Annotated in this window: 11 protein-coding genes and 1 riboswitch; of the genes, 8 read left to right on the plus strand and 3 right to left on the minus strand. The window is 61.1% G+C overall.

The window, feature by feature from the left end:
- The first annotated feature begins 72 nt into the window (after positions 1 to 72).
- Entirely contained in the window at positions 73 to 1,257 is a 1,185-nt protein-coding gene (gene mltA / locus AB4N73_RS19665; RefSeq protein WP_076564416.1) for a murein transglycosylase A, read from the plus strand.
- 114 nt (positions 1,258 to 1,371) lie between these two features.
- Here the strand turns inward: mltA and AB4N73_RS19670 are convergent, their stop codons facing one another.
- The gene (locus AB4N73_RS19670) at positions 1,372 to 1,755 is read right to left on the minus strand and encodes an MAPEG family protein (RefSeq protein ID WP_039757593.1); all 384 of its coding nucleotides are present in this window, start codon (positions 1,753 to 1,755) and stop codon (positions 1,372 to 1,374) included.
- A 331-nt stretch (positions 1,756 to 2,086) separates the two neighbouring features.
- Between AB4N73_RS19670 and AB4N73_RS19675 the strand changes: the two genes are divergently transcribed.
- Positions 2,087 to 3,256, plus strand: coding sequence for an MFS transporter (locus tag AB4N73_RS19675; RefSeq protein ID WP_460142443.1), 1,170 nt, complete (start codon positions 2,087 to 2,089; stop codon positions 3,254 to 3,256).
- 224 nt (positions 3,257 to 3,480) lie between these two features.
- Positions 3,481 to 4,746 carry a cation:proton antiporter gene (locus AB4N73_RS19680; protein WP_024014630.1) on the plus strand — a complete coding sequence of 422 codons (1,266 nt, stop codon included), beginning with the start codon at positions 3,481 to 3,483 and terminating at the stop codon, positions 4,744 to 4,746.
- Here AB4N73_RS19680 and AB4N73_RS19685 read toward each other — a convergent pair whose 3' ends face one another.
- Both AB4N73_RS19685 and AB4N73_RS19690 read right to left on the minus strand, forming a co-directional pair.
- Positions 4,747 to 5,634, minus strand: coding sequence for a formate/nitrite transporter family protein (locus tag AB4N73_RS19685; protein ID WP_122747564.1), 888 nt, complete (start codon positions 5,632 to 5,634; stop codon positions 4,747 to 4,749). It abuts the gene before it with no gap.
- A 192-nt stretch (positions 5,635 to 5,826) separates the two neighbouring features.
- Entirely contained in the window at positions 5,827 to 6,234 is a 408-nt protein-coding gene (locus AB4N73_RS19690) for an acyl-CoA thioesterase (protein WP_071173389.1), read from the minus strand.
- 198 nt (positions 6,235 to 6,432) lie between these two features.
- Positions 6,433 to 6,531: riboswitch (S-adenosyl-L-homocysteine riboswitch) on the plus strand.
- A gap of 23 nt (positions 6,532 to 6,554) precedes the next feature.
- Between AB4N73_RS19690 and ahcY the strand changes: the two genes are divergently transcribed.
- The 5 genes from ahcY to AB4N73_RS19715 all read left to right on the plus strand — a co-directional run bounded on the left by ahcY (position 6,555) and on the right by AB4N73_RS19715 (position 13,109).
- The gene (gene ahcY, locus AB4N73_RS19695) at positions 6,555 to 7,964 is read left to right on the plus strand and encodes an adenosylhomocysteinase (RefSeq protein ID WP_460142444.1); all 1,410 of its coding nucleotides are present in this window, start codon (positions 6,555 to 6,557) and stop codon (positions 7,962 to 7,964) included.
- A 159-nt stretch (positions 7,965 to 8,123) separates the two neighbouring features.
- Positions 8,124 to 8,969: a methylenetetrahydrofolate reductase [NAD(P)H] gene (metF, locus tag AB4N73_RS19700; RefSeq protein WP_056786871.1), complete on the plus strand. Its 846-nt coding sequence runs from the start codon at positions 8,124 to 8,126 to the stop codon at positions 8,967 to 8,969.
- A gap of 73 nt (positions 8,970 to 9,042) precedes the next feature.
- Positions 9,043 to 10,125, plus strand: a complete 1,083-nt coding sequence (locus tag AB4N73_RS19705; protein ID WP_056786451.1) for a hypothetical protein — start codon at positions 9,043 to 9,045, stop codon at positions 10,123 to 10,125.
- 87 nt (positions 10,126 to 10,212) lie between these two features.
- Positions 10,213 to 11,025 (plus strand): substrate-binding periplasmic protein, encoded by an 813-nt coding sequence (locus AB4N73_RS19710; protein ID WP_041476791.1) that lies wholly within the window; start codon positions 10,213 to 10,215, stop codon positions 11,023 to 11,025.
- Between the two features lie 221 nt (positions 11,026 to 11,246).
- Positions 11,247 to 13,109, plus strand: coding sequence for a DEAD/DEAH box helicase (locus AB4N73_RS19715; protein ID WP_016772767.1), 1,863 nt, complete (start codon positions 11,247 to 11,249; stop codon positions 13,107 to 13,109).
- Positions 13,110 to 13,268: the final 159 nt, after the last annotated feature.

Raw genomic sequence — 13,268 nt, forward strand, 5'->3', positions numbered from 1 at the left:
CAATAGCCCTATTAAAAATACGGGTTGGTCGAGCGCATGGAGCTCTCGGCCAACCGGCACAGGAATCACTCCATGAACAGCCGCTTCACGGCCTGGCGTCACCCGCTTATCGTCACCCTTCCACTGCTCGCCATCCTCGCCGGTTGCACAGGCGGCGACAGCGCCAAACCAAAAACCCATGCGCTGGCCACCTATTCCAGCGCGACCTGGGAAGCCTTGCCCGCGGTCTCCGACAGCGATCTGGTCGCCGGTTTCGGCTCGTGGCGCAGCGCCTGCACACGACTCAAAGCCGACGCAGTCTGGGGGCCGACCTGCGCTGCGGCGGTGAATGTGCCGCAAAGCGCCGCCGAGATTCGTGCATTCCTCAAGCAGAATCTCGATGTCTACGGCCTGCGCGCCGAGAACGACAACCCCAACGGTCTGATCACCGGCTACTACGAACCGGTGTACCCCGGCAGCCTGACGCCCACCGCAACGGCGAACGTGCCGGTGTACGGCGTGCCGGAAGACATGATCATCGTCTCGCTCGACAGCATCTACCCGGAATTGAAAGGCAAGCGCCTGCGCGGCCGCCTCGAAGGTCGCGTGCTCAAGCCTTACGACGACGCGGCGACCATCGAATCCAAAGGCGTGAAAGCGCCAGTGGTCGCCTATCTGACTGATCCGATGAATCTGCAATTTCTACAGATCCAGGGTTCGGGCCGGATTCAGACCGAGGACGGCAAACAGTTGCGCATCGCCTACGCCGATCAGAACGGCCACCCGTACCGGCCGATCGGTCGCTGGCTGGTCGAGCAAGGCGAGCTGAAGAAAGAAGACGTGACCATGAGCGCGATCAGCAACTGGGCCAAGGCCAACCCGACGCGCATTCCGGAACTGCTCGCCAGCAACCCGAGCTACGTGTTCTTCACCCGCAACCCGGACAGCAACGAAGGCCCGCGCGGCTCGCTGAACGTGCCGCTGACCGCCGGCTACAGCGCGGCGGTGGATCGCAAGGTGATTCCGTTGGGCAGTCTGTTATGGCTGTCGACCACCAAGCCGGATGGCACCCCACTGGTGCGCCCGGTCGCGGCGCAGGATACCGGCGGCGCGATTGCCGGTGAGGTGCGCGCGGATCTGTTCTGGGGCACGGGTGATGCGGCCGGGCAACTGGCCGGGGACATGAAACAGCAGGGGCAGATATGGATGCTCTGGCCTAAAGGGGCGGCGTTGCCGCAGGTCCCGCAGGTGGCGGATACACCGAAGCAAAAATCTTAAATTCTTCGTGGCCTGATCCATCGCTTTCGCGAGCAGGCTCGCTCCTACATCTGGAATGCATTTCCATGTGGGAGCGAGCCTGCTCGCAAAGAGGCCGGCAGCAACAGCCGATAATCAGATCGACACAAAGAAGAACGAAGCAATCAGCCCCATCCCGATAAACCACACCACCGAACGCAGTGCAGCCCAGTCAGCCAGGTAGCAGATGATGTACAGCAGGCGACTGGTGATAAACAGCACGGCCAGCACATTGACCGTCACCAGCTGCGCAGTGCCGACCAAGTGGGCAACGATCACCGCAGCGGCAAACGCAGGCGTTACTTCAAAGCTGTTCAGTTGCGCGGCATGGGCGCGACGGGCGACGCCATCGACGCTGTCGAGAAAGTCCCGTGGATCATAATTGTCCTTGAGGCGGAAACCGCCGGTGGCCTTCGCCACGATCGTGCACACGTACGGCAGGAAAATCGCGATCAACACACACCACAGAGCCACTGTCATAACGTCGTCCTTTTTTCGATTGGAGAAATTGGCGAGCGGTCAGAACTTCATCACCAGCATGCCGATCAGCACCTGCCCACAGGCTAAGAGCAGCGCCCGGCCGAAAGGTTCTTTCAGCTGGATATAACACGGCAATTCCAGTGAGCCGTCGATTAGTCAGATTATTGATTCGTCATGTGTCAGCAGCTGTTTATACTGCAACCCACCACGCCGTACTCAGCTGCACACCAAAAACTCCAATAAAAGCTGCCTGCTCCGCTTTCTTCGAAAACGGTCGCTGGCACGCGTATGCCTGATCAAAGCGTCAAGACTACCGACAGAGACCTTGCGCATGCCCCTCGCTTTAATTGCACTCGCCGTTGCCGCGTTCGGCATCGGCACTACCGAATTCGTCATCATGGGCCTGCTGCCCGACGTCGCCCGCGATCTGGCGGTGAGCATTCCTCACGCCGGGCTGCTGATCACCGGTTACGCCCTGGGCGTGGTGTTCGGCGCACCGATCCTGGCGATCGGCACCGCCAATATGCCGCGCAAAGCGACACTGCTGGGCATGACGCTGATGTTCATCCTCGGCAACGTGCTCTGCGCGCTCGCGCCGAACTACGCGACGCTGATGGCGGCGCGGGTGGTCACGGCACTGTGTCATGGCGCGTTTTTCGGCATTGGCTCGGTGGTTGCTGCCGGCCTGGTTGCGCCGAACAAACGCGCGCAAGCCATTGCCATGATGTTCACCGGCCTGACCCTGGCCAACGTGCTTGGCGTGCCACTCGGCACAGCGCTTGGCCAATACGCTGGCTGGCGCTCGACCTTCTGGGCGGTGTCGGTGATCGGCATTGTTGCGGCGCTGGCGCAGTGGTTGTGGCTGCCAAAACACATCGCGATGGACAAAGCCAACCTCGCCAGCGAATTCAAAGTGCTGGGCAAGGCCAACGTGCTGCTGGCGCTGGGCATGAGCGTGCTGGCCTCGACCAGCCTGTTCAGCGTGTTCACCTATATCGCGCCGATTCTGCAAGACATCACTGGCGTCAGCCCCCACGGCGTGACGGTGATGCTGCTGTTGTTCGGCGTCGGCCTGACAGCGGGCAGCATGCTCGGCGGGCGTCTGGCCGATAGCCGCTTGCTGCCGTCACTGGTCGGCGTGGCACTGGCAGTAGTGGTGATTCTGGCGGCGTTCAGCCAGACCAGCCGTGCGGTGATTCCGGCGGCGATTACCCTGGTGCTATGGGGGATTTTCGCTTTTGCGCTGTGCCCGATTCTGCAGCTGCTGATCATCGATCAGGCGCATGAAGCGCCGAATCTGGGTTCGACGCTGAACCAGAGCGCGTTCAACCTTGGCAACGCAGCAGGTGCCTGGATCGGTGGACTGGTGGTTGCCAGCGGCGCGGATCTGACGGATCTGCCGTGGACCGGGGCGCTGGTCGGCGTGCTGACGGTGCTGACGGCGCTGTTGTTCATTTACCTGCAACGTCGGCAGGCGAGTGCGGTCAATGTGTCTGGCTGAGACCTCTATTTATCCCCCTTGGGCTGCGCAGCAGCCCCAAAACCTTCAATCGGGTTTTGTCAGGAATAATCGATAAACCGGATTGCGACGGCTTCGCCGCCGAGCGGGGATAAATCCCCTCGCCACAATGAACTGTGGTGTGTCCCATGTCGCTGTTCGCCCATCAAACCCCTGCGTCCAACCTCCGGTCGCGCTCCATTCACCCCTCATCCAAAGGACCCCGGATGCTTGAACTTGTCGCCGCTTTCATCTGCCTCACCACCCTCCTGACCTTCGTCAATTTCCGCTTTATCGGCCTGCCGCCGACCATCGGCGTGATGGTTACCGCCCTGCTGTTCTCATTGCTCCTGCAAGGCCTCAGCGTCCTCGGCTTTCCCGGCCTCGAAGATCGCGTGCAGCAACTGATCGGCCAGATCGATTTCGGCGATCTGCTGATGAACTGGATGCTCTCGTTCCTGCTTTTCGCCGGCGCCCTGCACGTCAACTTGAATGACTTGCGCAGCTACCGCTGGCCGATCGGCCTGCTGGCGACCTTCGGCGTGTTGATCGCCACCGTGGTGATCGGCAGCCTGGCCTTCTACATTTTTGCCCTGTTCGGCTGGCACGTGAGTTTCCTCTACTGCCTGTTGTTCGGCGCGCTGATCTCACCGACCGACCCGATTGCGGTACTCGGCGTGTTGCGTACCGCCAATGCTTCGAAGCCACTGAAAACCACCATCGTCGGCGAATCACTGTTCAACGACGGCACGGCGGTGGTGGTCTTCACCGTGCTGCTGGGCATCGCGCAACTGGGCGAAACCCCGACCGTCAGCGCCACGGCCATGCTCTTCGTCCATGAGGCGATTGGCGGTGTGTTGTTCGGCGGGCTGATCGGTTATCTGGTCTATCGGATGATCAAAAGCGTCGAGCAGCATCAGATCACCGTGATGCTGACCCTGGCCCTGGTGATCGGCGGTTCGGCGATGTCCACCGAACTGCACGTCTCGGCGCCGATTGCGATGGTGGTGGCCGGTCTGATCATCGGCAACCTCGGGCGCAATCTGGCAATGAACGACATGACCCGTCGCTATCTGGACGGTTTCTGGGAGCTGCTCGATGACATGCTCAACGCTTTGCTGTTCGCGCTGATCGGCATGGAGTTGTTGCTGCTGCCGTTCAACTGGCTGCACATGGCCGCCGCAGGTCTGCTGGCGGTGGCGATTCTGTTGTCGCGCCTGCTTACCGTGGCGCCGGCGATCCTGCTGCTGCGGCGCTGGCGCTCAGTGCCGGCCGGCACGATCCGCATCCTCACTTGGGGCGGTTTGCGCGGCGGTGTTTCGGTGGCACTGGCGCTGGCGCTGCCGCTGGGCCCGGAGCGCGATCTGCTGCTGAGCATCACCTACATCGTCGTGCTGTCGTCGATCCTGCTGCAGGGCCTGACCATCGGCAAACTGGTCAAGCACGCGACGCGCAACGAGCCCGCGAGCGTGGCTGAGCCAGCCCACCACTGATCATTTCTTGATCGACTGCGGATCGGGCTTAACAGCCTGATCCGCAGATTCCTTCGGCGCACCGCTTTCGCTGCGAATCTGCGCATGGCTGATCAGCGCGAAGATAAAGCTGCCGCCGATGATATTTCCTGCCAGCGTCGGCGCGGCGAACACCGCCCAGAAATCACTCCACGGCAACTCGCCGGCAAACACCAGATAGGACACTTCCGCCGATCCGACGACGATATGGGTGAAGTCGCCCAGCGCCATGAAGTAGGTGATGAGGATGATGATCCACATCTTCGCGCTCTCCATGGAGGGGATCATCCAGACCATGGTGGCGATCATCCAGCCGGAGACGATGCCCTTGGCGAACATCTGACTGGCGCTGTGCTCCATGACCTTGCGGCCGATCTCGAGGAAGGCGACGTCGGTCTTGCTGTCGAAAATCGGCAGTTCCAGCATCACGTAGGCGACCAGAATCGTCCCGCAGAGGTTGCCGACCAGTACCACTGTCCACAGACGGATCAGTCGCAGGAAGTTCTTCAGCGTCGGCTTGGTCATCACCGGCAGCACGGCGGTCAAGGTGTTCTCGGTGAACAGCTGCTGGCGGGCAAGGATCACCGCGAGGAAACCGGCGCAGTAGCCGAAACTGGCGATCACCTTGAATTCGTCTCCGTCGGGCAGGCGCGAATTGAGCAGGCCCATGCCCATCAGGGACAGGCCCATGGTCAATCCTGCCGCCAGCGCCGACCACCACAGCGCGGCAATGCTGCGCTCCAGTTCCTGGTCGCCCTGGGTGCGGATGATTTCATGCAGAACGGCCGCGCGCGGCGGCTGGCTCTTCTCGACTTCGTGCTGCTCCTTGGCCGAGAGGTCGGGGGTCTTTTCGCTGGTGGGGGTGGTCATGGCGTGGCAACCGGTGGGGGGCGATGTAGCTACGACCGTTGCGCTTGGGAATACGTTCTGTAGGCGCGGCGCAAATCTCTGGATGCACGCCAATCCAGGGTAGGAGCTGCCGAAGGCTGCGATCTTTTGATTTTGATTTTCAGAAACAAGATCAAAAGATCGCAGCCTTCGGCAGCTCCTACAGGGCTCGCATTACTCGCTGACGGCTTCGTCATCCTTGAACTGGTCTTTCACGTATTTGATCTCGGTCCGCCCGTGCGGCGCCGGCAGGCCGTCTTCGCCGAGGTTGACGAACACCATTTTCTCGACGGTCAGGATGCTCTTGCGGGTGATCTTGTTGCGCACTTCGCAGGTCAGGGTGATCGAGGTGCGGCCGAATTCGGTGGCGGTGATGCCCAGTTCGATGATGTCGCCCTGGCGCGAGGCGCTGACGAAGTTGATTTCCGAGATGTACTTGGTCACCACGCGCTGGTTGCCCAGTTGCACGATGGCGTAGATCGCCGCTTCTTCATCGATCCAGCGCAGCAGGCTGCCGCCGAACAGGGTGCCGTTGGGGTTGAGGTCTTCAGGTTTAACCCATTTGCGGGTGTGGAAATTCATGTTCACTCCTGAGCGCTTGCCGAAAGATGCGCCCATCTTGGCAGACTGCTCAGTCAGGCTCCAGGCAGCTGCGACTATGGTCGCCATTGGCGATCTTCATCTGGCCGACAGAAACCCTTTGGAAGATCAGCCCGGGCGGCTATAATCGCCCCCGTTTCAAAAAACGGTAACGTTCATTGGCTACCGTTTTCCCGCCACCTGTCCGAGGGGCGCTGCAGCAGGTTCGACCTGTCAGGCTCGGATGGGGCGTTGACCGGCTCACGCCGGACACTAAACGCACAACGGCGCCCATTCGCATACATTACGAATGGAGGCTCTTCATGAGCGCTGTCAACACGCCTGCCGATTTTACCGATTACAAAGTTGCCGACATGTCCCTGGCTGCCTGGGGCCGTCGCGAAACCATCATCGCCGAATCGGAAATGCCTGCCCTGATGGGTCTGCGCCGCAAATACGCTGCCGAACAGCCGCTCAAGGGCGCGAAAATCCTCGGCTGCATCCACATGACCATTCAGACCGCCGTGCTGATCGAAACCCTGGTTGCCCTGGGTGCCGAAGTACGCTGGTCGTCCTGCAACATTTTCTCCACTCAGGATCAGGCCGCTGCCGCTATCGCTGCCGCCGGTATCCCGGTGTTCGCCTGGAAAGGCGAGACTGAAGAAGAGTACGAGTGGTGCCTGGAGCAGACCATCCTCAAGGATGGCCAGCCATGGGACGCCAACATGATCCTCGACGACGGCGGCGACCTGACCGAGCTGCTGCACAAGAAATACCCGCAAGTGCTGGATCGCGTTCACGGCGTGACCGAAGAAACCACCACTGGCGTACACCGTCTGCTGGACATGCTGGCCAAGGGCGAGCTGAAGATCCCGGCGATCAACGTCAACGACTCGGTGACCAAGTCCAAGAACGACAACAAGTACGGCTGCCGTCACAGCCTGAACGATGCGATCAAGCGCGGCACCGACCACCTGCTGTCCGGCAAGCAAGCGCTGGTCATCGGTTACGGTGACGTGGGCAAGGGCTCGGCCCAGTCCCTGCGTCAGGAAGGCATGATCGTTAAGGTTTCCGAAGTTGACCCGATCTGCGCCATGCAGGCGTGCATGGACGGTTTTGAACTGGTTTCGCCGTTCATCGACGGTATCAACAACGGCACCGAAGCAAGCATCGACAAAGCGCTGCTGGGCAAGATCGACCTGATCGTGACCACCACCGGTAACGTCAATGTTTGCGACGCGAACATGCTCAAAGCGCTGAAGAAGCGCGCCGTGGTCAGCAACATCGGTCACTTCGACAACGAAATCGACACCGCTTTCATGCGCAAGAACTGGGCATGGGAAGAAGTGAAGCCACAGGTGCACAAGGTTCACCGCACCGGTGCCGGCAGCTTCGATCCACAGAACGACGATTACCTGATCCTGCTGGCCGAAGGCCGTCTGGTGAACCTGGGCAACGCCACCGGTCACCCGAGCCGCATCATGGACGGTTCGTTCGCCAACCAGGTTCTGGCACAGATCTTCCTGTTCGGCCAGAAGTACGCCGACCTGTCGCCAGCGCAGAAAGCCGAGCGTCTGACCGTTGAAGTGCTGCCGAAGAAACTCGACGAAGAAGTGGCCCTGGAAATGGTTCGCGGCTTCGGCGGCGTGGTCACCCAACTGACCAAGCAACAGGCTGACTACATCGGCGTCACCGTCGAAGGCCCGTTCAAGCCGCACGCCTACCGTTACTAACAGGCGCTGAATGCTCGCTCTCCCTGTGGGAGCGAGCTTGCTCGCGAAGGCGGCTTATCATTCAACATCCGTGTTGTCTGACCCAGCTCTTTCGCGAGCAGGCTCGCTCCCACACCGGATTGCAGCGTCTCGAAGGTACTTGTTTCCAAGGGTATGACCATGTCCCAAGACCGTCGCTACAGCTTCGAGTTTTTCCCGACCAAGACCGATGCCGGGCAAGAAAAGCTGCTTGCCACTGCCCGTCAGTTGGCCACCTACAATCCTGATTTCTTTTCCTGCACCTACGGCGCTGGCGGTTCGACCCGTGATCGCACGCTCAACACCGTGTTGCAGCTGGAAAGCGAAGTCAAAGTACCCGCCGCACCGCACCTGTCGTGCGTCGGTGACAGCAAGGACGACCTGCGCGGCCTGCTGAACGAATACAAGGCTGCCGGCATCAAGCGCATCGTTGCCCTGCGTGGCGACCTGCCGTCCGGCATGGGCATGACCAGCGGTGAGCTGCGTCACGCCAATGAGCTGGTGGAATTCATTCGTGAAGAAACCGCCGATCATTTCCACATCGAAGTCGCGGCTTACCCGGAGATGCATCCGCAAGCACGCAACTACGAAGACGATCTCGCCAACTTCGTGCGCAAGGCAAAGGCCGGTGCCGACAGCGCGATCACCCAGTACTTCTTCAACGCCGACAGCTACTTCTACTTCGTCGACCGTTTGCAGGCGCTGGGCGTGGATCTGCCGATCGTGCCGGGGATCATGCCGATCACCAACTACAGCAAACTCGCGCGCTTCTCCGATGCCTGCGGTGCGGAAATCCCGCGCTGGATCCGCAAGCAACTGGAAGCCTACGGCGACGACACGCGAAGCATTCAAAGCTTTGGCGAACAAGTCGTCAGCGAAATGTGCGAACGCCTGCTGCAGGGCGGCGCACCGGGGCTGCACTTCTACTCGATGAACCAGGCCGAACCTAGCCTGGCCATCTGGAACAACCTCAAGCTGCCGCGCTGAAGGTTTTCCATGCGATAAAAAAGGCCCTCACCGGGCCTTTTCACTGAAAAGCACAAATGGAATATTGTCGTCGATGATCTGCGCGCAAACAAAAACACGCCCTCAACTGGTCTATCTGGTTTTCGGTGCCGAGACTTACCATCAGGAAGCTGTTTTCAGCATCGCCAGTGCTCTGGCGTGGTTGCGCGAGACACCGGATGCCCCGATCGATATCCAGGTCTTCAGCGACAATCCGCAACCCTATGCACATCTCCCCGTACGCGTTCGCCCGCTGGACGCCGAAACGCGCCAGAAATGGAGCGAGCCCCACGGTTATCATTTCCGCATCAAACATGTCGCTTTGCGCTCGGTACTTGAAGAGCATGAAACGGCGCTGTTGATCGACACCGACACGTTCTTCCACTGCTCGCCGCTCAAACTGTTCGAGCGGGTACAGCCCGGCACCCTGCTGTGCAATGACTACTACGCCCGCTATGGCGACAACAAGATGAGCCTGCTCTACCGCACGCTGTCGGCCACACTGCTGGACAAAGGTCTGACTGACGATCACATGCGCCTGCTCAACTCCGGCGTCATCGGCTTGCACCGCCAGGACGCTCACGTGCTCGACCGCTCCATCGCTTTGATCGATGAGCTGTTCCCGTCGGCACAGGGCGCCTACACCCTCGAAGAGTTCTGCCTGTCAGTGGCTGCCTATCGCACGCTGGACGTCAACAAGTGCCCTGATTTGATTCACCATTACTGGAGCCGCAAGCACCTGTTCAGGGCCAAGGTTCAGGCCTGGGTCGCCAAACATGGCGACAACCCGACCGGCGAGGCTGCACTGGACGACACCCGACGTGTATCACCGCAACTGCCTCGACCACCGCGACTGCAGCGGATGTTCTACAAGCTCGTCACGTTGCTGCTGCCGGCACATCTGCGTCAGTTCATTCGCGAAATCCTTTACGGCTGCTATGAACATCCCAACGAGTTCGATCAGGCGTGTGCAGCGGTCTGGTGGGACAAGGCGCTGGAAAACCAGCAGCAACGCATCGGCAAGCCGGTTTGCAGGCACTTGCTCAGGGACTGGTTCAGTCGCGGCCTGGTCAAGCGGATCCTTGGTTCGCGTCACGCGAAGGTCCACCAACACCTGCTGAAAACCGCAAGCAAATAAGGCCATCGCGGCCATTGCGCCCGGGGTCTGCGCGAAACATGCATGCCAGAGCTTCTCATCAGGCGTTTCGCGTACTAACCTCAGGCCATGCCCCTTATTGCCCAACTGCTGAGCGTTATTCTTCTGACTTGCCTGAGCGTCGCCGCTCGGGGGGAGAAGTTGCGTATTGTCACCGAGCCGTGGGCGCCTTACGTCTACGAACAGGGTGGTAAAAACCTCGGTCTTGACTACGAAACCACCGCCATCGTGTTCCAGCGCCTGGGCATTGAAGTGGAATGGCAGTTCCTGCCGTGGAAGCGCTGCCTGTCGATGCTCGAGACCGGTCAAGCCGACGGTGCGCTGGACATCTTTCACAGCGCCGAACGCGACGCCACTCTGCTCTACCCCAGCGAACCGCTGTCCGACGTCGAATTCGTGATGTTCTACGCCAACGAGCGGCCGCATCCATTCAACACCCTCGAACAACTCAAAGGCCTGACCATCGGCACCTCGCCGGGTTATCTGTACAGCCCTGACTTCAGCCAGTCGGACCTGTTTACCCGTGAGCCGGCGCCAACTCATGAAGCCAATTTCGGCAAACTGGTGCGCGGGCGGATTGACCTGCTGATTACCGATCGCCGCGTCGGTCAGCATTTGCTCGATGAACTGGATATTCGCGATCTGATCACGGAAAACCCGACGGTTATCAGCCGCCAGAGCCAGTTTCTAGCAGTTCGGCGCAATGCCGGCATGGATTTGCTGGTGCAGCGTTTCGGTGCCGAGCTCAAGCGTTTCAAGCGCGAACCGGCCTACGCCGAGCTCAGCGCGCGCTACGGTGCCGCGCCTGTCGATAGCGCATCACTGCGCTCGGCCACGGCCAGCGGCGAAACCGTTGAGCAGCAGGAAAGCAGCGCGCAGTGATTGCTCTGTTATACTCCGGCGTTCCCGCCAGGCTCACGCCCGGACGCCCGGAACCGTAACAGGCCTCTCGACCCGCTACAGCGCAGCTTTCAGCCCGCGCGAGCGCTCCTGACGTGCCTTCGGAACCGCCGCTGGACCGGACGGGATTGCGTCCTCTTAAACGTGATTCGCGCCAGGCAAGACTCCCATTGGGCCAAGCCCTAACTAAAACAGGATTACTCATGTCCTTTGCTTCCCTCGGTCTCTCCGAGGCTTTAGTCCGTGCCATCGAAGATGCGGGCTATACCGAGCCTACTCCGGTGCAACAGCGGGCCATTCCCGCCGTGTTGCAAGGTCGCGACCTGATGGTGGCGGCTCAGACAGGTACCGGTAAAACCGGCGGCTTCGCCCTCCCGATTCTGGAGCGGTTGTTCCCCAACGGTCACCCGGACAAATCCCAGCGTCACGGCCCGCGCCAACCTCGCGTGCTGGTCCTGACCCCGACCCGCGAACTCGCGGCTCAGGTGCACGAGAGCTTCAAGATCTACGCCCGTGACCTGAAATTCGTCAGCGCCTGCATCTTCGGCGGCGTCGGCATGAACCCGCAGGTCCAGGCCATGTCCCGTGGCGTCGACGTTCTCGTCGCCTGCCCGGGTCGCTTGCTCGACCTCGCCGGCCAGGGCAGCGTCGATCTGTCCCACGTGGAAATTCTCGTTCTCGACGAAGCCGACCGCATGCTCGACATGGGTTTTGTGCACGACGTGAAGAAAGTCCTCGCACGCCTGCCGGCCAAGCGCCAGAACCTGCTGTTCTCGGCGACCTTCTCCAAAGACATCACCGACCTCGCCGGCAAACTGCTGCACAACCCGGAACGCATCGAAGTGACGCCGCCGAACACCACGGTCGAGCGCATCGAACAACGCGTGTTCCGCCTGCCCGCCAGCCACAAACGTGCGCTGCTGGCGCACCTGATCACCGCCGGCGCGTGGGAACAGGTACTGGTTTTTACCCGCACCAAGCACGGCGCCAACCGTCTCGCTGAATACCTGGACAAACACGGCCTGCCGGCTGTGGCAATCCACGGTAACAAGAGCCAGAACGCGCGCACCAAAGCCCTGGCCGACTTCAAGGCCGGCGAAGTACGCATTCTGGTTGCCACCGACATCGCTGCCCGTGGCCTGGACATCGATCAGTTGCCGCATGTGGTCAACTTCGAGCTGCCGAACGTCGATGAAGACTACGTACACCGTATCGGCCGTACCGGCCGCGCGGGCCGTTCGGGCGAGGCGATCTCGCTGGTCGCGCCGGACGAAGAAAAACTGCTGAAAAGCATCGAGCGCATGACCAAGCAGAAGATTGCCGACGGCGATCTGATGGGCTTCGACTCCAGCACCATCGAAGCCGAGAAGCCGGAAGCCCGCGAGCGTCCGGACATCCGCAACCCGCGCAATTCTCGTGGCCCACGTGGCGACGGCCCGAATGGCGGCGGCGGTGGCGGCGGTCGCAAGGACAAAGGCAAAGACAAGGGCAAGGAAAAGCCGGCCGGTGAACGTGGCGAGCGCCCTGCCCGTCAGCAGAAACCGCGCGAAGGCACCCCGAGCCGCGAACAGCGCCCGAGCCAGCCACCGCGTGCAGCGGCTGACCGTGCCCCGGACGAATTCCTTGACGACGATATCGATAACTTCGGTAACCGCGTCGACTACGTGCCGAAAGCCGCTCCTGCCGGTGGCCGTGGCCGTCGTCCGGGCGCACCGGCGCAAGGCGCGGGCGCACCACGCGGTGGCCAGCCTCAGGGTCGTCAGAACGGTCCACGCAACAGCAACGGCTCGAGCACCGGCACGCCACCGGCCAAACGCAGCGGCCCGCGCAACGGCGCACCGCGTGACGGTCAGGGTCGTCGCGACGAATCCGCACCACGCAACCGCCGCCCGGCCCGTGACGATCAGCCTCGCAGCGAACCGGCCGTGCAGAACCCGCGCAGCAACGGGCCGAAGATCATGCACAAGGAATCGAAAGCCGACCGCTTCCCGACGCCTGAGCAGCTCGATCAACTGCCAAGCCGCCCGCGTGGCGAGAAACCAGCACTGCTGACCCGCAATCGCTGAGTTTTAACCCGCCATGAAAATGCCCCGACTCGAAAGAGCCGGGGCATTTTTTTACCTCGATTATCTCTGCCATACCGCAATACCCCTGTGGGAGCGAGCCTGCTCGCGAAGGCGGCGGGTCAGCTGAATCTTTGCCGATTGACACACCGCTTTCGCGAG

It is taken from the genome of Pseudomonas sp. S3_B08, assembly GCF_054667725.1.